Here is a 22085-nt window from a genome sequence, read left to right on the forward strand (position 1 = left end):
TATCATTTCTTGTTGATACCATATAGCAAAAGTTGGTCTGAATGGGACAAAAAACAGGGGATAAGAAGGCAGTAGGCAGTAGAAAAGACGTAGGGGCGTACCCTTGTGGTCGCCCTAGGCAGTAAGTAGGCAGTAGGTGGGTAATTCTTTCCCAACTCGGGGTGTCCTGAGGCAATCGAAGATTGCTATGTTACCAGGGTAAGGGCTGTCCATCCCAGGAGAAGAATTGACCACTGTCATCTAGGGTTCGGGTTTCGATGACCTGCATCAGTTGGGCGACGGTTTTCTCGACGGGAAAGAGTTTTCCGGGGGGGACGTTGCGTTGAAAGGGTTTAGATAGGTCGGTGTCGGTGGTTCCGGGATGGAGACAGACGACACAGGTTTGGGGACAGCGACGAGCATATTCGATCGCCGTGGTGTGCATGAGCATATTGAGGGCGGCTTTGGAGGCCCGATAGCCATACCAGCCGCCGAGATGGTTATCGCCAATGCTGCCGACTTTGGCGGAGATGCTGGCGAAGAGACTCGGCTGCTGATGGCGAAATAGGGGCATCAGGTGTTTGGCGAGGAGAACGCTAGGAATGCTATTGATCTGAAAGTAGTGGAGTAGGCGATCGCCGTCGATTTGCCGTAAACTCTTCTCGGGTTGGATATCGGGACCGTCATGGAGTACGCCGACGCAGTTGATGAGGAGATGGAGCTGTTGCTGTTGCGCCCCAAGGCGATCGCTCCATTGGGCCAGTTCTGATTCTTGGGTGACGTCAAGCTGAACGGGAATTAGGCGATCGCCCCCAGATTGGGCCAGTTGTAATAAGTCTTGGGCCCGATCTGGCCGACGATAGGTTCCATAAATGGTCCCAATGCGGGAATCGGCCAGAAGATGACGCACAAACCCTAAACCAATGCCACGATTGGCACCAATAATAATGGCTTGCAGGGGCTGGGACTGGCTAAAGAGAAAGGACATAGTTCAGATGCTATGCAGGCTGGGCGGGGGATTGGGGTAGGATTATGGTGAAGGCTGTCCCTTGATCTGGAGTGGCATGACAGTCTAACTGGCCGCCATGGTCTTGGACAATGATTTGGTAGGCGATCGCCAACCCTAAACCGGTTCCCTGGCCGACGGGTTTGGTGGTGAAAAAGGGGTCAAACATCTTCTGCTGCACCTCTGGGGGGATTCCTGGACCATTATCAGCAATAGTAATTTTAATTTGGGCCATAGGGGCGTCATTGCCCACAGTCACCGCCAGTTTGCGTGGCGTTGCGTCGGCTGCGGTCTTCTCGGGGAAGGGACGCTGGCGTAAGGCATCAATGGCATTATTTAAAATGGCCAAAACACTTTGATTGAGCAACCCCGGATAACAGTCCACCATCGGGATAGACTCATAGGTTTGGCTGACCTGAATTTGAGCGGCTTCTAAGCGAGAGCGTAAGAGAGAAATAGTATTTTTAATGCCCTGGGTGATATCAACGGTTTTTCGTTCAGATTCATCGAGTCGGGCAAAATTTCTCAGGGATTCAACGATTGAGGCAATTCGGGTCACTCCGCTTTGGGTGGACTTGAGAGATTTGGGAAGATCCTCCAAGACATACTCTAGTTCTAAGGTCTCTTTTAATTGGTGCAGTTGGGTGGACTCCAGGGCCTCAACCTGCTCATAGGCGTTGAGGAGTTCCAACAGGGTCTCGAAGTAATCCTGTAGGGCACTTAAATTGCCTTGAATAAAGGTAGCAGGATTATTCAGTTCATGGGCAATTCCGGCGACCAACTGCCCCAAACTACTCATTTTTTCAGTCTGAATTAAACGCAGTTGGGCTTCTTTTAAGTCTGCCAAGGTCTGTTCCAGTTCCGCCGCCTTTGCCCTCACTTGCGCTTCAGCCACTTGACGACGTTTGATTTCTGCATCAACCCGCTCAAACATTTGAGAAAAACTACGAATCGTTTGGCTCAGTTCGTTGGTTGGCTCAGAGGCCAACAAGGTCAATGAGGCAAATTGCGGTCGCTGCTGTCCTTCACTTAAGGCATCTCCAGCTAAGGTTAGGTCATCTCGCAGTTGTAATAGGGGGGTGATGACATATCCCTGAATCACCAAAAAGGTTGCCCCCGTCACAAAAATTGCAATAATTAAAACCAAGCCAGCAATCCGCATAATGAATCCCAGTAATTCCTCTGGAACTGAACTCGAATCATGGCGAACAATTAAGAGATAGGGAATCTCCATTTTTCGTATCACTCGGGCTACATCATAGTGATCGCCGTGCCAGGAGCGCCCTTGAATCCCAGCCGTACGTTGCTGAATATCGGCAAGTCCCAACTCAGGGGGTTCACCCAAACGTCCCACTAAGGTTCCGTCAAGACGATAAAAGGCAAATCCTTTCACCAAAGGGTCTTGGCTAAAGAGTTCTAAACTCGCCAATAATGCCCTCTCGTCAGTCATTCCCTCTTCGGCTACACGAACTAAGGAATCTACTGCTGTTTCCGATTGGGTTTCGAGTTGCGCTAATCATTCCCTCTTCGGCTACACGAACTAAGGAATCTACTGCTGTTTCCGATTGGGTTTCGAGTTGCGCTAAAAGTTCCTGTTGTCGGCGAAAATAGGAGGGGATGAGGATAATGATTTCAATAACAACAATACTTAGAAAAAAGTTCCTGTTGTCGGCGAAAATAGGAGGGGATGAGGATAATGATTTCAATAACAACAATACTTAGAAATATTTTGCCGACAATTTGACGAGATAAACGGGCATTTAGGCATTTTATAAATTGTTTGATATTATCTTTCATCGGGAATCATTCAGGGGAGAAAATTCTAAGGTTCCGGTTTCTAACTCTGAATCATAGGCAAGCCAGAGATTCCCCTCAGAGGTAAAGCCATATTTCTGAACGGCCCCTAGGGACTGGAGATAACGACTTTCACGATCCATAATGCTGGCCTCACAACCCCGGCGAGTGCTGGCCAGTTGTCCAAGTTCTAACCGCCGTCCCTCTTGTGAACCGATGGAACCGAAGTAGCGGTTACAGCCGGCTGAACCGCTCACGCCATCGCTGTTCAGTTCCAGAGAGATGCGGGGCAGTTCCGGGTTTAGGGGAGCCTGATTCCAGCGGCTGAGTTGCCAATGGCCCGGCTGAAGGACGGCTAACCGGCCCTGACCTTGTAGAGGTACGCTGGCCAAGCTCAATTGGATCATTGAGGGGGTTGCCAGGGATGCCATAGAGACGAGGCTGGCCCCGGTTACCCATGCCGCGAGGGATAGATATGGATGGGACATTGGGATCATTCCCTCTTCGGCTACACGAACTAAGGAATCTACTGCTGTTTCCGATTGGGTTTCGAGTTGCGCTAGAAGTTCCTGTTGTCGGCGAAAATAGGAGGGGATGAGGATAATGATTTCAATAACAACAATACTTAGAAATATTTTGCCGACAATTTGACGAGATAAACGGGCATTTAGGCATTTTATAAATTGTTTGATATTATCTTTCATCGGGAATCATTCAGGGGAGAAAATTCTAAGGTTCCGGTTTCTAACTCTGAATCATAGGCAAGCCAGAGATTCCCCTCAGAGGTAAAGCCATATTTCTGAACGGCCCCTAGGGACTGGAGATAACGACTTTCACGATCCATAATGCTGGCCTCACAACCCCGGCGAGTGCTGGCCAGTTGTCCAAGTTCTAACCGCCGTCCCTCTTGTGAACCGATGGAACCGAAGTAGCGGTTACAGCCGGCTGAACCGCTCACGCCATCGCTGTTCAGTTCCAGAGAGATGCGGGGCAGTTCCGGGTTTAGGGGAGCCTGATTCCAGCGGCTGAGTTGCCAATGGCCCGGCTGAAGGACGGCTAACCGGCCCTGACCTTGTAGAGGTACGCTGGCCAAGCTCAATTGGATCATTGAGGGGGTTGCCAGGGATGCCATAGAGACGAGGCTGGCCCCGGTTACCCATGCCGCGAGGGATAGATATGGATGGGACATTGGGGAAGGACTCCAAGCTTGAGAGGTCTTCTCTTGACTGTAGCGCGATCGTTTCCTCAGTTGTGCGGGTCAGTTGTGCTGGGGGGAGGAGAAAAAATCCGGAGAATGTAAATTGATGCAACAAAATCTGTCGAAATCTTGCTAAATCTGGTACGAAAGAAAGGCGATGGGGGCGTGATCGCGCTATTTGCTCTGCGATCGCCGTCATCTTTTGTTCAAACCGCTGTTTATAAAAATTAGATTCTTATGCTCAATAGCCTTGTCTTCGCCCTGACCCCCACCACCTCAGCTTGGAGTCCCAGTATCGCCATTGTCATGGTGGTCTGCAACATTCTGGCGATCGCCATCGGCAAATACTCGATTAAATATCCCAGTGTTGGTCCCCAAGCTCCTTCCCCCAACCTCTTCGGTGGCTTTGGCATTCCCGCCATTCTCGCCACCACCAGTTTCGGTCATATTCTGGGTGTTGGTGCGATTTTAGGACTGCAAAGCGCAGGCGTTCTCTAAATTAAGCCAAAATCGGGGTGTTGCTCTCCTAAGCGACCAAAAACGATGACTTAAGAGGTCGGCTCATCCTGATAGTTTGTCAAACGGCGATCGCTCCGAGGGGGGGCGATCGCTCTTTTATGGGGCCGCTTCATCCGCTTAACCCACGAGCCAGCATGGAACTTACCCGTCCATTAAGCCCAAATTGCGGTTAAATTAAGACAGGATTAATCTTAGCCTAACCCCAACTTTCTCGTTTTGCCGTCCGACAAAACGATACATTGTAGGTAGTCGGCAACGATGGGGTGCGTCCATCCGTCGCACTTCGATCAACAATTTTCCTTAACTAGCCCCATACTTAGGAACGGTTCTCAATCAATGATGTCCAATCCTTCCCCTCTCCATGATGATTTACAACCTGATAAACCCGAAGAGGCCTGTGGTGTCTTTGGACTTTATGCCCCAGATGAAGATGTTGCCAAACTGACGTACTTCGGACTCTATGCCCTTCAACATCGTGGACAGGAGTCAGCCGGGATTGCGACGTTCGATCACCAAGGCAAGGTTCACTGTTATAAAGAAATGGGTTTGGTCTCCCGGGTCTTTAATGAAGAGATCCTCAACCGATTACCCGGAACGATGGCAGTGGGCCATAATCGCTATTCCACCACTGGATCGAGTCACGTCCAAAATGCTCAACCCGCCTTAGTGGATACTCGCTTAGGGACATTAACCCTGGCACACAACGGCAACTTGGTCAACACGCGCGACTTACGGGAAGAACTCGAACGACGTGATTGTAATTGTGTCACCACCAGTGACTCCGAGGCGATCGCCATCCTGATTGCTTCAGAAGTTGATCGCGGTCAAGATTGGCATCAGGCGATCGAAACCGCTCTGCGACAATGCCAAGGTGCATTTAGTCTCGTCATTGGCACCCCCATTGGCATTTTTGCCGCCCGAGATCCCCATGGGGTTCGTCCTTTGGTGATTGGTAACTTAGACACCAACCCCAACTACTACGTCTTCGCCTCAGAAACTTGTGGTTTAGACATTATTGGGGCCGGCTACCTACGCAATGTCAATCCTGGTGAATTGGTCTTTGCCAACGCTGAGGGCCTCAGCTCTCATCGCTGGAGCGAGCATCCAACTCCCAAACTCTGCGTCTTCGAGATGATTTACTTCGCTCGTCCCGACAGCATGATGAACGAGGAAAGCCTCTACAGCTATCGGATGCGGATTGGCAATGTCTTAGCCACCGAGTCCCCGGTAGATGCCGATTTGGTGATCGGTGTGCCTGACTCGGGCATTCCGGCGGCGATCGGCTATTCCCGAACCTCCAAGATTTCCTATGCCGAAGGACTGATTAAAAATCGCTACGTTGGGCGAACCTTCATTCAACCCACCCAACATATGCGAGAGTCTGGCATCCGCATGAAGCTAAATCCCCTTAAAGATGTCTTGAACGGACAACGGCTGATTATTGTCGATGACTCCATTGTCCGGGGAACTACTAGCCGCAAGCTCGTCAAAGCCCTACGGGATGCTGGAGCCAAAGAAGTCCATATGCGAGTCTCATCCCCGCCAGTGACTCATCCCTGCTTCTATGGCATTGATACCGACGACCAAAAACAACTCATTGCCGCAACCAAATCTGTTAGTGAGATTGCTGATCAAATTGGTGTTGACTCTCTAGCCTATCTGAGTTGGGAGGGAATGTTGGTAGCAACGCAACAAGATCCGAGTCAATTCTGTTCTGCCTGTTTTACTGGGGACTATCCCATTCCTGTTCCGGCTAAATTACGTCATTCCAAGCTCATGTTGGAAGAATTAGAAGTCTGATCCCTGCTTACCTCTGTTTAAAGGGGATTTCAAGGGTATCAGCATTGAGCCAACTCCTAATCTGGGGGTTGGCTTTTTTTTGAGAACGATAATCAAGAGGTGCTTATAGCCATAAGTTCGCAACAAGCCAGAGATTGTTGACATTAACTCCTAAAAGAACTACCATAAAGGGTAAGAAATATAAGTTAAAATCTAGGAACAATGTACGCTTATAATAGCGAAGCTTTTAAAGCGGAACTCAACCAACTCGGATTGCGGTTGACCCCTCAGCGTGAAGAAATTCTCAGGATTTTTCAGCAACTGCCGAAGGGGGAGCATTTAAGTGCCGAAGAATTGCATCACAAGCTCCAAGACCACCAGGATAAGCCCAAAATCAGTCTTTCAACGGTCTATCGCTCCCTTAAGTTGATGACGCATTTGGGGTTATTACGGGAGCTGGAACTGGCGGAGGGGCACAAGCATTATGAAATCAATCAGCCCTATCCCCATCATCACCATCATTTGGTTTGTGTCAAATGTAATAAGACCATCGAGTTTAAGAGCGATTCCGTCTTGAAAATTGGTGTCAAAACCACCAATAAAGAGGGCTTTCATCTGTTGGACTGTCAACTCACCATTCATGGGGTCTGTTTAGAAGCCATGAAGCGGGGCTGGCCCTCCGGCATCCCTGAGGACTGGCTCTGTCCGAAAGCCATGAGTTAAGTGACATTGAGTATCGTGGTTAAAACTCCCTGTTTTCTGGAAAAGCAGGGAGTTTTGCATCTATAGCCCGAAATAACCGCTGTTGGAGCTGAGGCGAGCAAGATTTATTCGCAGGGTGTCTTGACATTCCCCGAAATTGCGAGCATCTTGGGAGGGACAATCTGTATATCTCAGCCATGGTTAAGAGTGAACGGTTTTCTGAATTATGGTAATCTCGAAATACTCTAAGCCAACGATTTTTCTGGTTCTTGTCTTTGTAATTTGCTTTTTGTCCCGAGTTTTTTTCTCTCAGGTTCCCATTAATGTTGACGAAAACCGTTGGTTTATTCGGGGAAGTGGGTTTTTCGCTCAAGTCTTATCTGGGGATTTAGAGAAATTTCGGGAGACCTATTATCAACATCATCCGGGAGTACCAACCATGTGGATTAATGGTTTTGGTATCACCCTGGGCTGTGTGGTTGAGCGTTGGTTTCCCCTTCATTTAAATCTTAATCCAGAGTCGGTTAGACATTGTATTTACCTATTTCGAGAACAGAATTTTGTTTCGATTGACTCTTATGTTCTCACTCGTATTATTCAAGGGGTGTTTACATCAGCGTTGATCACGTTATCATCTTGGCTGGTGGCTCGCTTAGTTAACCTAAAAATTGCAATTATTTGGATTGCAATTTTAGCTCTAGAACCCTTTTTTCTGGCATATCAACGCTTACTAATTACCGATTCATTGCAATGTGGGTTTATTTTAGTCAGTGTTTTAGCCTTGTTTCTACATTGGCGGCTAGCGTCAGGGAAATCCTATTTAATCCTCTCCGGCGTGGCTATGGGGATGGCGATCGCAACCAAAACCACGACAATCCTTTTATTTCCAGGCTTGATGGCGATCGCCGTCTTAATGGAACTCCAGTATTTTCAGCCAATCTTGCGCCAAAAAGGCATCTCTGAACAAGCCAAGGATATTGGGATTTGGACTTTTTGTATTATTGCAACCTTTATTCTAATTTGGCCAGCCATGTGGGTTGCCCCCTGGCAAACAATAAGCAGCTTGATTAGGGACTTACGACAAGAAACTCAACAGGGAGGCCCTTTCTTTTTGGGGCAATATCGAGATCGGGATTGGATCAATACTTTATTTTATCCTGTCGTCATGCTTTATCGCCTATCGCCGCTGTTGCTACTGAGTAGCTTTACCTCTGTTCTGATTGCTAGTGTAACGGCTTGGCGACCCCAGATTATTTATCAAAAATACTTGGTTGCCAATTTTATTTTACTTCTATCATTTATTTGGATGATTACACTTCCTGGAAACAAGTTTGATCGCTATATTTTACCCATTGTCCCCTTCCTCGCTCTTAATGCTGCGATCGCGAGCTTCATTGTCCTCAAACGACTCAAGCAATATCTAAATCGCCGCTACCCCAAAATACTTTCGAAAACACCTCAAAACAATGGGTTGGTATTTAATGTTTTAATTCTATTTATTCTAGGACTTCAAATGATTACGGTTTATCCCTTTTTACCCTATTACATTAGTTACTATAACCCCTTGCTCGGAGGCCCAAGAATAGCAGAATATGTCATCATGAGGGGGCAGGGTGAAGGGTTAGATCTAGCAGGAAATTGGCTAAATCGTCAAACCAATTCCGAAGATTTAGTGGTTGCAAGTCCTTACCGATTTGCATTAGCTCCTTATGTTCATGGTCAAGTGTTAGACGTTTCTCGTAATTTTGGAAGCTCCTGGACGCAGCGTTGGTTACGAAATGCCAATTTTGTGATATTTTACGTCAATCAAATTCAGCGACAGTTTCTTACTAAACCGGAAGTTGTTGAGTATTTTATACGTCAAGAGCCTGTGCATATCGTACACCTAAATGGCGTTGACTATGCCACAATTTACCCAGGACCGATCGCCCGGCCTGAAGAGATGCAGACGATCATCACCCCAGAGGAAGCGATTGAAGCTGACGGATTAACATTACGGGGGTATACACTCACCTCTGACAGCCTAACGCCAGGAGATCCCCTGGAACTGACTCTGTATTGGGATATTCTAGAGGCGATTCCCTCTCAGACCACATTTACCCTCAGTATTCAACAGGATAATACCCTACTCATGGCAATTCCCCGAGTCATTCTCCAGGGGTTTTTAGGAGATGATGCCATTGAAGCTGGGAAAACGATTCGTGATCTTCAGTTTTTATCCTTTCCCGTGACCTTACCGGCGGGGGATTATGAAATTGCCATAAGCCTCTCTTCTCCCCTGTTGTCGGCGGATGAGGCCCTGGTGGATATGGGAACCAGCATACCTAAGACGATTGGACTGTTTAAAATGCTACCATCTGAGGATTAATTTAGGAGAGGCGATCGCCCCCACTTCAATTCATTGCGTTAATCCATCGCTATGTACCCGAATGATACGGAATCTGGGTGTGAAAGAGCCTAAACTGCCAAGCATACTCTAGCCAGTGATAATTCATCAAAGTGCGAATCCCTTCTTACATCTGGTCGCTGAGAACACAACAACGTTGCTCAAGAACATCTTCCAAGTTTTCAATGGTATCAAAACACCGATTGACTAGTGGCTCATCTACTAACTTAGATAGCCGTTTGGCTGGTTGAATCATCGCTTTACTATTGTTCGGGCGTAGCGATAGCTCAAATCGACCGCCACGCTACTGTTCTTTATTGTCCATCCTAAGCCCACCTTCCATAACAGATGCCATCTTCGACTTTCGACACCATCACCCTCTTGCGGTACTTGTCTTTGAGTTGCTCTATGCTCAGATGAGGGGCTAATGTCGCTTTTTTTGGCATGGGCTTATCCTAAGAGTATGTCTTAACCATTGTACAGAAGTAGTTTGAATTGGATTCTGTATAACTGGCGGTCAAGCAAATTAATTAACGATTGCCACAAAAACCAGGACAAATTCACCTCATATAACCCAGACATCAAAAGGCTTAACGGATTTGGTCTTGTTTCTCATAATCTGTTATTTAATAGAACCCCTCTCTTGACATTCTCAAAAATTGCAAGCATCTTGGAAAGGAACTCTAAAGATCAAGGATAGTCGATACCTGCTTCAGTTTCATGATTCAGGTCATTGGCTAGATGAGATCTAACCCCACACTTATGGCAGATCCAGCATCTAAACCGACAATTTTTGAACTAAATTTACTTCGAGTCATTGGTATTGGTCTTATCCTCTATTCCCATTCCACCCCCTATTTAGGCTGGTCACCTCGTTTTGATTGGTTTATTCAACATCCAGGAACCGTTGGACTCGGAATCTTTTTCTGTTTATCGGGATTTTTAATGCAGCGGTCTCATGTCAATCAGGGTTCTGATTTTCAGTGGTTTGGTTTTATCAAAAAACGCCTCATACGCATTCTACCGTTATACTGGTTGGCTATCATTATTTTTGTGGTTCAGTTTCACTACTTTGATATTTTCCATGATCTGAATTTCAAGCCTCTTTTGGCAACGACTTTAGCTCATTTATTGGCACTACAACTGTTTTTTATACCAAAGGTTTCTGAAATGATCACCCTTTGGTATATTGGTGCATTAATCCCCTATTACTTACTGTTTAGTTGGACTTGTAAATTTAACTTTAGAAAATTTATCGGTATTAACGGGGTCTTGTGGTTGAGTGCAATTCTTTTAAAGCTAGTCATACAGTCTTCCTCAATAAATTTAGGTGACGTTCGTATTCTATTACACTATCCTACCTTCCTTTTGGGAGTTACTGTAGCAACCTTTGACCCGCATTTAGTTTGGGTTAAAGCTAAATCCACTTGGCTCAGTATCTTCTTAGGACTGGCGGCGATCGCCTATATTCCCATGGTTGGGCGCGAGAATATAAATCTGGGTTCTTCGGTACGTTTAAGTTGGGATAGTTTTCTCCATTATGGCTATTGCTTGGTCTGGTCACTCTTGATTATTGCCTTTGTTTTTAGAATAACGGGAGCTTTCAGTAAAACTGTTACAGGTGAAAAACCAATAAACTATTTATCAAAAATTTCCTATTCTGTTTATTTGTTTCATCGACCTATTTATGGACTCATTTATGGAGTCGTGATAGCCTTTGGTTTTGATTCAACACCAACCAGAACGTTGCTGTTTCCAATCGCAACCCTAGCCCTATTAGTTGTATCAGACGTTTTAACTCGCTTGGATGTTAATGTCATAAAACCTTATGCTACTCAATTCCTGAACTCTAATTAGAAAACAGATTGTATTACATTCAAACATAATATATCATTGTAAATAGCCATGTTTCATCGTTCTTCTGTCAGAAATATCCCAAGAATAAATCCAACCTCATTAGTGGTTATTGTCGTTTTCATCGTTTCGTTTGCGACTCGGGTTATTGCTGTGGAGGTTCCTATCAATGTCGATGAAAATCTTTGGTTATTTCGGGGTTTGAACTTTGTTGGTCAACTCTTCTCCGGAAATTTATCTGACACGTATTTTCAACATCACCCTGGAGTTCCTACCATGTGGGTAAATGGCTTAGGGATGACGTTAGGCTGTCTGGTCGAAAATTTTTATCCACCCCGTATTAACCTAGATTCAGACTCTCTGAGAACTTGTGCCAGTCTCTTGAGATCTCAGAACTTTGCTCCTCTTGAAACTTACGTGATTACGCGCTGGATTCAAGCCATCATCACGTCTGGTTTAATTAGTGTATCAACTTGGCTTTTATCACGAGTTTTGACTCTAAAGCTGGCGCTCATCACTGTCTCCATTTTAGCGTTAGAACCCTTTTTTCTAGGGTATCAACGCCTCGTGATTACCGATTCGCTACAAACAGGGTTTATGTTGGTTAGTGTTTTAGCCTTGTTTCTCCATTGGCGAATGACATCTGGACAATTATACTTAATTGCGTCCGGTGTGACGATGGGATTGGCGATCGCAACGAAGACGACCAGCTTACTGGTATTTCCAGGTTTATTGGCGATCGCCCTCCTCACAGAACTCAATTGCGTTAAGCCTCTTTTCCTTAAAAAAGGTCTAGCTAACCAATTCAAAGATGTAGGAATTTGGAGTCTCTGTATTCTTATCACGTTTATTGTGATTTGGCCAGCAATGTGGGTCGCCCCTATAGAGACCATAGCGAGATTGGTAGAAGATTTGAGGGATGAAACACAACGTGGATCTTTGTTTTTCTTAGGACGCTCTACCCGTGAAGTTAATGCTCTCTTTTATCCGGTAGTCCTCCTCTATCGCTTGTCCCCAATCTTAGTCATCGGCTCACTTTTGTCATTACTCATGAGCTTATTGTCCTCTTGGCGAGACGAAGGAATTTATCAAAAACAGCTCATCGTCAATCTGATTTTAGTGCTCTCTTTTTTATTGGTTTTGTCAGTTCCTGGTAATAAGCTTGATCGCTATATTTTGCCTATTATTCCTTTTCTGGCCATCAATGCGGCGATCGCCTGGCGATTTATCCTACAAACAGCAACCCAGTTCTTAAGGTCTAAATCACCCCAACCTATATCTCATATCCTGAGGTTCACTGAGCGAAGAGCGTCTGTCCTGATTGTCCTGATTATCCTAGTGAAAGGATTAACTCTCTACCCCGTTTTTCCTTACTACATTAGCTACTATAATCCTCTAGTTAGAGGGGCTAGAACAGCTCGATTTGTCTTGATGATGGGGAATGGTGAAGCGTTAGATTTAGCTGCTGATTGGCTAAATCAACAAGTTAATCTCAATGAATTAGTAGCGGCGAGTCGGTATCGAAGTGTCTTAGGTCCTTATCTCATAGGAGAGGCGTTAGAAATTCCCAGAGGTTTTCGGGGAGGATTAACACAGCGTTGGTTACGGAATGCCAATTTCTTGGTTTTCTATATCAACCAAGTTCAACGAGAAATCCCAAATCAGGAAGTATTTGAGTATTTCTCACGTCAAGAGCCATTACATGTTGTGCAACTCAATGGCGTTGACTATGCCACAATTTACCCAGGACCGATCGCCCGGCCTGAAGAGATGCAGACGATCATCACCCCAGAGGAAGCGATTGAAGCTGACGGATTAACATTACGGGGGTATACACTCACCTCTGACAGCTTAACGCCAGGAGATCCCCTGGAACTGACTCTGTATTGGGATATTCTAGAGGCGATTCCCTCTCAGACCACATTTACCCTCAGTATTCAACAGGATAATACCCTACTCATGGCAATTCCCCGAGTCATTCTCCAGGGGTTTTTAGGAGATGATGCCATTGAAACTGGGAAAACGATTCGTGATCTTCAGTTTTTATCCTTTCCCGTGACCTTACCGGCAGGGGATTATGAAATTGCCATAAGCCTCTCTTCTCCCCTGTTGTCGGCGGATGAGGCCCTGGTGGATATGGGAACCAGCATACCCAAGACGATTGGACTGTTTGAAATGCTACCATCCGAGGATTAATTCAGGAGAGGCGATCGCCCCCACTTCAATCCATTGCGTTAATCCATCGTTATGTACCCGAGTGATGATTCAAAATATCAACGACCTATAGAGATTAACATCCATAACCTGACCCATAACCTGACCCATACTGGGGGTCAATGAATGGGTCACCATCTAGGGGACAAGACACCGAATATTCAGAAGATTTGGTAGAGTGAACTCCAATTCAGATTTAGTGGCATTATTCGGGATATCCCAAGATGAAACAACGTTGGTTACTCTTTATGCTCTTACTGGCATTGCCCACAGCGGCGATCGCCCAGGAAGTGGCGGACGAATCTCTAAACGGCTCAGGCAACATTTTAGAACTGATAGACCAGGTCTTCAGCGGTCTTGTTGATGCCATGGCAAAGGTTCTCTTTTTTAGCCTTGGGGGAATTCCCCTGATTGTTCTCTGGCTCATTGGTGGGGCTGTATTTTTCACCTTGCGGATGAGTTTTGTCAATATCCGCGCCTTTAAACACGCCATTTACGTGGTGGCGGGTCATTATGACGACCCCGACGAAGACGGTGAACTGACCCACTTTCAAGCCCTGTCTGCCGCCCTCTCGGCAACCGTTGGCTTAGGGAACATTGCTGGGGTGGCGATCGCCGTCCAAGCGGGGGGCCCCGGAGCCGTCTTTTGGATGACCTTGGCGGGACTGTTTGGCATGACCAGTAAGTTTGTCGAATGTACCCTGGCCCAAAAATATCGTATTGTCTATGCCGATGGTCGCATTGCCGGAGGCCCGATGTATTATCTCTCCCAAGGTCTCGCTCAACGAGGCTTAGAACCCTTGGGTAGAATTTTAGCCGTGCTATTCGCCATCCTCTGTATTGGCGGATCGTTAGGAGGGGGAAATATGTTTCAGGTTAACCAGTCCTTCTCCGCCGTGTCCGATTTCGTCCCCATTCCCAATTGGCTGTATGGAGTCTTGCTGGCTACTCTCGTGGCCCTAGTCATTATTGGCGGGATTCGTCGGATTGGCTCCGTAGCGGCTGCCATTGTGCCCTCCATGTGTGTCATTTATGTCTTGGCGGCCCTATGGATTATTCTCACCAACATCTCGGAAGTCCCCAGTGCCTTCAGTACGATTATCTCAGGTGCTTTTACCCCGGAAGCCGTGGAAGGGGGCTTTATTGGTGTTCTGATTCAAGGGGTACGGCGGGCCGTGTTCTCTAACGAAGCTGGGATTGGCTCAGCGGCGATCGCCCATGCAGCGGCCCGCACCGAGGAACCAGTGCGAGAAGGGATTGTGGCACTGCTTGAGCCGTTCATTGATACGGTGGTGGTTTGTAATATGACGGCCTTAGTGGTGGTGATTACGGGAGTCTATCAGGACTTAGACCGCACTGGGGTGGATTTAACGGCGGCCGCCTTTGGCACTGTGATTGGCTGGTTTCCCGTGTTGCTGTCTCTGGCGGTGTTCCTGTTTGCCTTCTCAACGATGATTTCTTGGAGTTACTACGGGGAGCGGGCCTGGACCTATCTGTTTGGAGACCAACAAACCCAAATCTATCGGTTGATTTTCGTCCTCTGTGTGTTTGTGGGGGCAGTGGTCAACCTCGGTTCAGTGCTGGACTTCAGCGATATGATGCTGCTGACGATGGCCTTTCCCAATATGTTGGGGGGATTTATCCTCTCTAAAGAAGTGGCGATGGACTTAGGAGACTATCTAGACCGCCTCAAACGGGGAGTTATGCCCATTTATAAGTAGGGGCCGGTCCCCAACTGGGGTGACCAGTCCCCTAGCTGTTCGAGTTTAGGGGAAGTTCTATGGCGATTGAAGTCCCTTGCTGACATTGTGAAGTGCAGGTCAGACTTCCCCTATGTTTGTCGACAATGATTTGATAGGTGGTTGAGAGTCCCAAGCCGGTTCCTCGGCCCACAGGCTTTGTGGTGAAGAAGGGATCAAAGATGCGCGATCGCACCGACTCATCCATACCTGGCCCATTGTCGCTGAAGGTGATCCGGACGCGATCGCCCAGATGTTGAGTCTCAACGGTTAGGGTAGGACGATAGTCGGCCGAGTCCTGAGTTTTATCGTAGTCTTGCAAAGCATCAATCGCATTGCTAATGACGTTGGCAAAGGCTTGATTCAACTGGCCAGGGAAACAGTCCACCTTGGTCAAATTCGGGTCATAGTTTCGGATGAGTTGAATCGGCTGCTGCTGTCCATCGCCCTGTAAGCGGTGTTGTAAGACGCGCAGGGTGCTGTTTAGGGCATTATGCAGATCCACCGGCTTGTACTGGGCCTCATTGAGGCCGGAGAAATGGCGCAATGATTGGACGATGGCTTGAATCCGCTGCGTTCCCTGATTCATTGATGCCAAGAGTTTCGGCATATCTGCCACAATAAAATCCAGGTCAATGTCTTCGAGTTCTGCCTGAATTTTGGGGGTGGGATTGGGGTAATGCTCCTGATAACAGTGAATCAGCCGTAGCAAGTCCTGGACATAATGACTGGCATGTTCCAAGTTGCCATGGATAAACCCAACGGGGTTATTGATTTCATGGGCCACCCCTGCCACCAACTGCCCCAGGCCTGACATTTTCTCCGTATGAATCAGTTGTGCTTGGGTGCTGCGTAACTCTCGTAAGGTGGCTTCGAGTTGACTAGCTTGCTGGGTGAGTCGTTTTTGGGATTGGCGCAGGGCTTCTTCAGCTTGGGAGCGGATATGGACTTCTTCCCGTAGTCGGCTATTGGCCGCCTGTAGTTCTGCGGTGCGTTCTTCGACCCGTTTTTCCAGGTTATCGTAGGCCTGTTGTAAGGCTTCCTCTTCCTGTTTGCGATCGGTCACATCTCGGGTAATGGTGGCATAGCCAAGGAGTTGTCCCCGTTCATCCCGTAGAGCGGATAAGGTAACATTCGCCCAAAAACAGGAGCCGTCTTTCCGCATCCGCCAGTTTTCAAATTCAACTCGCCCTGAGGTGGCGGCGACTCGCAGCACTTTCTCGGGAACTCTTCGCTGACGGCTTGCTACGGTGAAGAAGATGCTGCTGGATTGGCCGATAATTTCATGGGCCTCCCAGCCGTTGATCCGTTCTGCACCAGAATTCCAGCTAATCACTCGTCCATGGCGATCGAGCATATAGATGGCATGATCTTTAACCCCGTCCACCAGAAGACGGAAATGTTCTTCCGGGCTGTTAAATCGTTGCCCTGAGAGATTGGGACTAATACTACAGCCGGGACGTTCGCCTAAATCAGAGACTTGGGTATAAATCAAATGATTTTGAGGGTCGTAGTTGGCTTGCCAGGACAGCCAGCGATACTTGCCATTGCGACAACGCAGCCGATTCTTAAAGGTGACCTTGTCTTTACCAACAATTACTAAGTTATTGATATGACTCAAGGTTTTCTGGAGATCATCGGTATGAATCCATTCAATCCAAGGCCGTGATTTTAGTTCCTGGTTGCTATGGCCTAAGATGCTTTCCCAGGCGGGGGAAAGATGTTTGAAATGACTATCCGAACCAATCACTCCCAACAAGTCCGGGGATAACTCAAAGAATTTCATGAGATTGATCCGGGAAGACCCCAGTTTTGAAGACATGGCGCGAGCCGGGACGGACGCCTTGACGCGATGCTCAGACCTCGCCTGGTACTCGATCCCCGCTACGTTGATAATTTCATCCATTTGTAAAGAAACTATAAGTTAAACACGCTTTTTATTAAGCCCCATCTTAACTCAAGTTTGAATTTTTGGTCAGAGATTGCAGGGGGTCTTCACTCCTTAATAAGATTCTTAAGTTAATGTAAATTTAGTCCGGATAGCCTCAAGATTATGCGTTCCAGGGATCATCGCTCGCTCGTGCTGTTTTGAGCTGAGGTTGTAGCTGTTCAATAAACTGTCGGGCGGTGCGTCCTGAACGTCCATTATGGCGAGTTGCCCATTGCAGGGCTTGGGCGTCCAGCTCTTCGAGGGGGAGATCCAGACGGCGTTGTCCTGCTAAATGCCGCACAATTTCTAGATAACGGCGTTGGTCTGCGCTCTCAAAGGTCAGGGTTAAGCCAAAGCGATCGCTAAAGGAGAGTTTTTCTTCAACGGTGTCCCAGTTATGAATTTCGTCGGCGGCACTGGGGCGAGGGCGATCCTCAAAGAATTCACGAATTAGATGACGACGGTTGGATGTGGCATAGACCACGACGTTTTGAGGTCGAGCGGTCACACTACCTTCTAAGACCACTTTTAGGGCTTTAAAGGCTTCGTCATCTTCTTCAAAGGAGAGGTCATCAACAAACAAAATGAATTTTTGCGGTAAATTTCGTAACCGTTCACTAATTTTGGGTAGGTCATAAAGTTGGGATTTCATGACTTCGAGCAGTCGTAAGCCGCGATCGCCATACTCATTCACCAAGGCTTTGACGAGGGAGGATTTCCCAGTGCCACGACTTCCATAGAGCAACACATGGAGGGCAAACTCCCCGGCTAATAATCGCTGAGTATTCTGAACCAAGATGGCTTTTTGGGACTCATACCCGGCTAACTCATCTAGGCGCACCGGGTCGGCCACCGCGACGCCCTCTAGCATTGACTCATGCCAGCGGAGAACGTGATATTGAGCGAGGGTTCCGGCCCCACGTTGACGATGGAACGCCGCTAATTCTGGGAGGGACTCGTTCCAAGTTTGGCCAAATTCCAGCGGATGCTCACCGATGTGATCGGGAATTGCCACCAAGGAACTGTCCGATTTTGTCACCTGACGAACCCATTGACTGAGGGTGGGGCCGCCACAGGTGGCCAGGTGTTGTAGGGCGCTTAAGTCATCTTGGGCCGCTTGCACCAGGGTAGGATTGAGGTCGCAGAAGGGATGCAACTGAGCCTGATGGGTGAAGGGATTATCATCATAGAGCAGCCGTTGAATCAAATAGTCCTGCCAACTCTGTCCCTGAGCCACCAAGGCCCGAAACCAACGGGCGTAGGCGTAGACACAGGCGCTGGGTTTGTCGTGACGGTAGAGAGTATCGAGAAGTTGAAGAAAAGCCTGTCCCGCCTCACCCGTCAAAACCTCTTGATAGAGGAGTAATGAGGCGGCTTGGTGTTGGAGAAAGCGAACGGAATTGGGATTCATGGTGCGAGTTGAGACAAGATTTGGCCCCAAGGCCTGGGGATTATGTGGTTAGAAAGGTCAGACAGGGCCGGTCTGAAGATTTGTTTTTGAGTGTACAGTACGCTTGTAGCCAAGAAAAGTTGAAAAAGAATCACTTTTTTGACCCATCGTAGCCCCAAGATTGCCCCTAGGGCTTTACCATAGGAGTCGAATGAACGGTTGTCCCGACCTCATCGTTCCGCAGAGACCTCCAGTCAAATGCTCTGGCAGCCTCATGTCTGGATGAAAAATTCAGGGACTCGGCGCCTCGTCAATTATGATTCCTTTACACCTGACGCTTCACAATTTTTTTAGCTACCAATCAGCCACCCTCGATTTTAGTGGCTTGCATACCGCCTGTATTTGTGGGGAAAATGGAGCGGGAAAGTCTTCCCTACTCGAAGCCATTTCTTGGGTCGTTTGGGGCAAGTCCCGGGCTAACTCAGAGGATGATATTATCCGCATTGGCCAAAAAGAGGCTTCGGTTGATTTTGTCTTTCGCTCTCAAGAGCAGGTGTTTCGCATCAAGCGATCGCACCGCCGGGGACAGTCAAGTTCCCTGGAGTTTCAAATTGAGACGGGCCAGGGATTTCGCTCGATTACGGGCAAGGGACTCCGGGGCACGCAGCACAAGATTATTGAGCAGCTTAAGCTCGATTATGATACGTTTCTGAGTTCTGCCTATCTGCGTCAGGGCCGTGCTGATGAGTTTATGGTCAAGAAAGCGGCTCAGCGGAAACAGGTGCTGGTGGATTTGCTGAAGTTGGATCACTATGATCAACTTGCGGATAAGGCTCGGGAGATTGCTAATCAGGGCAAAGCCGAGAGTAAACTCTTGCAAGAGGCCGTGACCCGTTTAGAGGCCACCTTGGCGGTGGGCCCAGAGTTACAGGGGGAACTGCAAGCGGCGGAGGCGGAGGTGGCTCAGTTACAGGCTCAACAGGCTCAGCGAACGAACCGCTTGCAGGAGTTGCAACACCAACAGGCCCAACGACAGCGTTGGCAACATCAGTTAGACTGGGCGGCCGCTCAAGGGGAGCGTCTTGAGGAGGATTATGAGCGCGATCGCCGGCAGCAGGAGCAACTTCGGGAGCAACAGGCCCAGCTGAGGGCTATTTTAGAGCAGGCGGTTGAGATTGAACAGGGATATAAGGAGTATCAGGCCTTATCGGCGAAAGAGCGGGACTGGACTGAGCAGTTTAGCTGCTATCAGGATGCCAGTCAACGTCAGAGTCAATTGCGTCAGGAGTTGGATCGCCGCAAGGTTGAGGTGCAACAGAAACTGCATCAGGAGCAGGCCCAACTTCAGGCCTGCGATCGCCAACTGGAACAATTGCAGGAAAGTTTACAACGAGAACCCCAAATTCAAGCGGGACTGGCCCAACTGGCTCAGGCAAAAACTCAGTTACAGGAGTTGGAACATTGCCACAGCCAGGCCGCTCCCCTGCGACAGCGACAACAACGACTGCAAGGGGACCGCGATCGCATCCGGGCCCAACTCGAAGCTCGCTTAGAGCAGCAGCAACAGCAACAGGCTCAACTCGAACAGCGTCAGGCCCAACGGCCGCAACTGGAACAGGCTCTGGCCCAGGTGAGTGAGCAGATTGAGGCGTTGGACAAATTGCGGGTGTATCACAAACGAGTGAAAGAGAAAGGCCTCGAACGCCGCAGTTTTCTCGATGGCCTACATGGCAGTCTTCAGGAGTATGGGCGACGGTTGGGGGAGATGGACCAAAAACGCGCTCTGTTGCAAGATCCCGATGCTGCCTGTCCTCTATGCGATCGCCCCCTGGATGAGCATCATTGGCAGTTGGTGGTGGGGAAACATGAGCAGCAGCATCAGGAATTACGCCATCAGCATTGGTTGATTCAAGAGCAAATTGCGATCTCGGAACGGGAAATTCAGGTGTTGCGTCAGGAATATCGCCAACTGGAGCAGCAATTGGCCGATTATGATCGCCTGCGGGAAGAACGGGGGCAACGACAGGCTCAACTGGCGGCGACTCAAGAGGAGTGGGAGTTGTTACAACAGGTGCGAGCCGATAGTGAGGAGCTGGCTCGGGCGATCGCCGAGGAAGACTATGCTCCAGGCATCGCCGAGGAGTTGGCTAGTGTGGAGGAGCAGTTGGCGGCACTTCAGTATGATGAGCGGGAGTTGGCCCTGGCTCGGGGTGCGGTGGAGCGCTACCGCTGGGCAGATTTGCAGAATGCTCAACTGGAGCAATCCCGGCGACAGATGCAGCAGTTACAGGAGCAACGGCCGGAGTTGCAGGGGGCTGTGGAGGTCAGGGAGCAAGTGTTACAGGAGTTGGAGAGTGAGGGGGAAACGGCGCGTGAGCTACGAGATTTGCAACATTATATTGATAGTCTTGATTATGATGTTCAGGCTCATCAAAACGGCGCGTGAGCTACGAGATTTGCAACATTATATTGATAGTCTTGATTATGATGTTCAGGCTCATCGTCAGTTACGGCAACAGCTCGATGAGGCGGAGGGCTGGCGATCGCAGTGGCAATTGCTAGAGAATGCTCAATCAGTTACGGCAACAGCTCGATGAGGCGGAGGGCTGGCGATCGCAGTGGCAATTGCTAGAGAATGCTCAGCAGGCGTTACCTGGTTTAGAGGAGCAGTTGGGCCATTTGGGCGATCGCCTCAAGACGCGACAGCAGGAGTTAGAGCAATGGCAGCAACAGATGCAGGCCACCCAGGCCGCTTTGGCCGACTGTCCCGACTGTTCTCAGGAGATGGCCCAGGTGCAAACTCAACTCGAACAGGGGCGATCGCAGCTGAATGACCGCTCGGCTCAGTTAGGACGCTTGCAACAACAACAACAGCATCGTCAGGCTCAACAGGCTCATTTAGAGGAACAGCGGCAGCAGTTGGCTCGCAGTCAACGACAGCATCGGGTGTATCAGGAGTTGACCCAGGCCTTTGGCAAGAATGGCATCCAAGCCCTGACTATTGAAACGGTGCTGCCCCAACTTGAGGCGGAAGCGAATCAGTTTTTAGCCCGTCTGAGTGCCAATCAGCTCCATGTGCAATTTGTGACGCAACGGGCCTCCAAAGGGAGTAAGAAAACCCGTAAGCTCATTGATACCCTGGATATTTATATTGCTGATGCTCGGGGAACTCGCGCCTATGAAACCTATTCCGGGGGCGAGGCATTTCGCATTAACTTTGCCATTCGTTTAGCCCTGGCCAAACTCCTGGCTCAGCGTTCAGGGGCGGCGTTGCAGTTATTGGTGATTGATGAGGGGTTTGGGACTCAGGATGATCGCGGCTGTGAACGGTTGGTGTCTGCCATTGAGGCGATCGCCCCGGATTTCGCCTGTATTCTCGCGGTAACCCATATTCCCCATCTTAAAGAGGCCTTTCAAACCCATGTGGAGGTGGTGAAAACCGATGCCGGGTCTCAAGTCTGCGTCTCCCATTAAGCCGAATTGAGGGCAATTCCCATGAATCCATTACCAAAAACCCTGATTTTTGCTAGAAAGTTGTGGTTTCAGGACGCCATGGCGTAAGCTTCAGTGGTATGATGGCAGTGAATTCTTATCG

Annotated in this window: 16 protein-coding genes; 10 read left to right on the forward strand and 6 right to left on the reverse strand. The window is 48.5% G+C overall.

Annotation, left to right across the window (positions count from 1 at the left end; translation table 11 throughout):
• Nucleotides 1-190: 190 nt before the first annotated feature.
• From L855_RS06890 to L855_RS06905, 4 genes are all read right to left on the reverse strand, one after another.
• Nucleotides 191-967, reverse strand: coding sequence for an SDR family NAD(P)-dependent oxidoreductase (locus L855_RS06890; protein ID WP_159785925.1), 777 nt, complete (start codon nt 965-967; stop codon nt 191-193).
• Between the two features lie 10 nt (nt 968-977).
• Nucleotides 978-2435, reverse strand: coding sequence for a sensor histidine kinase (locus tag L855_RS06895; protein WP_159785928.1), 1458 nt, complete (start codon nt 2433-2435; stop codon nt 978-980).
• A gap of 343 nt (nt 2436-2778) precedes the next feature.
• A complete protein-coding gene (locus L855_RS06900; protein WP_159785931.1) occupies nt 2779-3483 on the reverse strand; it encodes an META domain-containing protein in 705 nt (234 codons plus the stop codon).
• Nucleotides 3480-3968: an META domain-containing protein gene (locus L855_RS06905; protein ID WP_159785934.1), complete on the reverse strand. Its 489-nt coding sequence runs from the start codon at nt 3966-3968 to the stop codon at nt 3480-3482. Before L855_RS06905 ends, L855_RS06900 begins: the two co-directional genes overlap by 4 nt.
• Before the next feature lie 246 nt (nt 3969-4214).
• Between L855_RS06905 and psaK the strand changes: the two genes are divergently transcribed.
• From psaK to L855_RS06940, 7 genes are all read left to right on the forward strand, one after another.
• Complete coding sequence (gene psaK, locus L855_RS06910; protein ID WP_159785937.1) at nt 4215-4475, forward strand: photosystem I reaction center subunit PsaK; 261 nt, start codon at nt 4215-4217, stop codon at nt 4473-4475.
• Nucleotides 4476-4832: 357 nt separating this feature from the next.
• Nucleotides 4833-6296 (forward strand): amidophosphoribosyltransferase, encoded by a 1464-nt coding sequence (gene purF / locus L855_RS06915; RefSeq protein WP_159785940.1) that lies wholly within the window; start codon nt 4833-4835, stop codon nt 6294-6296.
• A 201-nt stretch (nt 6297-6497) separates the two neighbouring features.
• Nucleotides 6498-6998, forward strand: a complete 501-nt coding sequence (locus L855_RS06920) for a Fur family transcriptional regulator (RefSeq protein WP_159785943.1) — start codon at nt 6498-6500, stop codon at nt 6996-6998.
• 205 nt (nt 6999-7203) lie between these two features.
• On the forward strand, nt 7204-9345 hold the full coding sequence (locus L855_RS06925; protein WP_159785946.1) for an ArnT family glycosyltransferase: 2142 nt from the start codon (nt 7204-7206) through the stop codon (nt 9343-9345).
• A gap of 780 nt (nt 9346-10125) precedes the next feature.
• A complete protein-coding gene (locus L855_RS06930; RefSeq protein WP_159785949.1) occupies nt 10126-11220 on the forward strand; it encodes an acyltransferase family protein in 1095 nt (364 codons plus the stop codon).
• A 102-nt stretch (nt 11221-11322) separates the two neighbouring features.
• Nucleotides 11323-13413, forward strand: coding sequence for an ArnT family glycosyltransferase (locus L855_RS06935; RefSeq protein ID WP_159785952.1), 2091 nt, complete (start codon nt 11323-11325; stop codon nt 13411-13413).
• Between the two features lie 242 nt (nt 13414-13655).
• Nucleotides 13656-15152 carry an alanine/glycine:cation symporter family protein gene (locus L855_RS06940; protein WP_159785955.1) on the forward strand — a complete coding sequence of 499 codons (1497 nt, stop codon included), beginning with the start codon at nt 13656-13658 and terminating at the stop codon, nt 15150-15152.
• A 31-nt stretch (nt 15153-15183) separates the two neighbouring features.
• Here L855_RS06940 and L855_RS06945 read toward each other — a convergent pair whose 3' ends face one another.
• Nucleotides 15184-16992, reverse strand: a complete 1809-nt coding sequence (locus L855_RS06945; RefSeq protein WP_219729885.1) for a PAS domain S-box protein — start codon at nt 16990-16992, stop codon at nt 15184-15186.
• A gap of 229 nt (nt 16993-17221) precedes the next feature.
• The gene (locus L855_RS06950; RefSeq protein WP_159785961.1) at nt 17222-18511 is read right to left on the reverse strand and encodes an ATP-binding protein; all 1290 of its coding nucleotides are present in this window, start codon (nt 18509-18511) and stop codon (nt 17222-17224) included.
• Nucleotides 18512-18806: 295 nt separating this feature from the next.
• On the opposite strand from L855_RS06950, the gene L855_RS06955 reads away from it, so the two are divergent.
• The 3 genes from L855_RS06955 to L855_RS06965 are packed head-to-tail and all read left to right on the forward strand — an operon-like array spanning nt 18807 to nt 21964.
• Nucleotides 18807-20936, forward strand: coding sequence for an AAA family ATPase (locus L855_RS06955; protein ID WP_159785964.1), 2130 nt, complete (start codon nt 18807-18809; stop codon nt 20934-20936).
• Nucleotides 20905-21087 (forward strand): hypothetical protein, encoded by a 183-nt coding sequence (locus tag L855_RS06960; protein WP_159785967.1) that lies wholly within the window; start codon nt 20905-20907, stop codon nt 21085-21087. Before L855_RS06955 ends, L855_RS06960 begins: the two co-directional genes overlap by 32 nt.
• Nucleotides 21056-21964, forward strand: a complete 909-nt coding sequence (locus L855_RS06965) for an SbcC/MukB-like Walker B domain-containing protein (RefSeq protein WP_159785969.1) — start codon at nt 21056-21058, stop codon at nt 21962-21964. Before L855_RS06960 ends, L855_RS06965 begins: the two co-directional genes overlap by 32 nt.
• Nucleotides 21965-22085: the final 121 nt, after the last annotated feature.

Source organism: Sodalinema gerasimenkoae IPPAS B-353 (assembly GCF_009846485.1).
GTDB lineage: Bacteria > Cyanobacteriota > Cyanobacteriia > Cyanobacteriales > Geitlerinemataceae > Sodalinema > Sodalinema gerasimenkoae.

What these genes read in the sequence shown, in the direction of transcription:
- L855_RS06955 (WP_159785964.1), top strand. Translation starts at nt 18,807, where the DNA reads ATGATTCCTTTACACCTGACGCTTCACAATTTTTTTAGCTACCAATCA.
- L855_RS06925 (WP_159785946.1), top strand. Translation starts at nt 7,204, where the DNA reads ATGGTAATCTCGAAATACTCTAAGCCAACGATTTTTCTGGTTCTTGTC.
- purF (WP_159785940.1), top strand. Translation starts at nt 4,833, where the DNA reads ATGATGTCCAATCCTTCCCCTCTCCATGATGATTTACAACCTGATAAA.
- L855_RS06890 (WP_159785925.1), bottom strand. Translation starts at nt 967, where the DNA reads ATGTCCTTTCTCTTTAGCCAGTCCCAGCCCCTGCAAGCCATTATTATT.
- L855_RS06945 (WP_219729885.1), bottom strand. Translation starts at nt 16,992, where the DNA reads ATGTCTTCAAAACTGGGGTCTTCCCGGATCAATCTCATGAAATTCTTT.
- L855_RS06900 (WP_159785931.1), bottom strand. Translation starts at nt 3,483, where the DNA reads ATGAAAGATAATATCAAACAATTTATAAAATGCCTAAATGCCCGTTTA.
- psaK (WP_159785937.1), top strand. Translation starts at nt 4,215, where the DNA reads ATGCTCAATAGCCTTGTCTTCGCCCTGACCCCCACCACCTCAGCTTGG.
- L855_RS06965 (WP_159785969.1), top strand. Translation starts at nt 21,056, where the DNA reads ATGCTCAATCAGTTACGGCAACAGCTCGATGAGGCGGAGGGCTGGCGA.
- L855_RS06940 (WP_159785955.1), top strand. Translation starts at nt 13,656, where the DNA reads ATGAAACAACGTTGGTTACTCTTTATGCTCTTACTGGCATTGCCCACA.
- L855_RS06895 (WP_159785928.1), bottom strand. Translation starts at nt 2,435, where the DNA reads ATGACTGACGAGAGGGCATTATTGGCGAGTTTAGAACTCTTTAGCCAA.
- L855_RS06905 (WP_159785934.1), bottom strand. Translation starts at nt 3,968, where the DNA reads ATGTCCCATCCATATCTATCCCTCGCGGCATGGGTAACCGGGGCCAGC.
- L855_RS06950 (WP_159785961.1), bottom strand. Translation starts at nt 18,511, where the DNA reads ATGAATCCCAATTCCGTTCGCTTTCTCCAACACCAAGCCGCCTCATTA.
- L855_RS06920 (WP_159785943.1), top strand. Translation starts at nt 6,498, where the DNA reads ATGTACGCTTATAATAGCGAAGCTTTTAAAGCGGAACTCAACCAACTC.
- L855_RS06930 (WP_159785949.1), top strand. Translation starts at nt 10,126, where the DNA reads ATGGCAGATCCAGCATCTAAACCGACAATTTTTGAACTAAATTTACTT.
- L855_RS06960 (WP_159785967.1), top strand. Translation starts at nt 20,905, where the DNA reads ATGATGTTCAGGCTCATCAAAACGGCGCGTGAGCTACGAGATTTGCAA.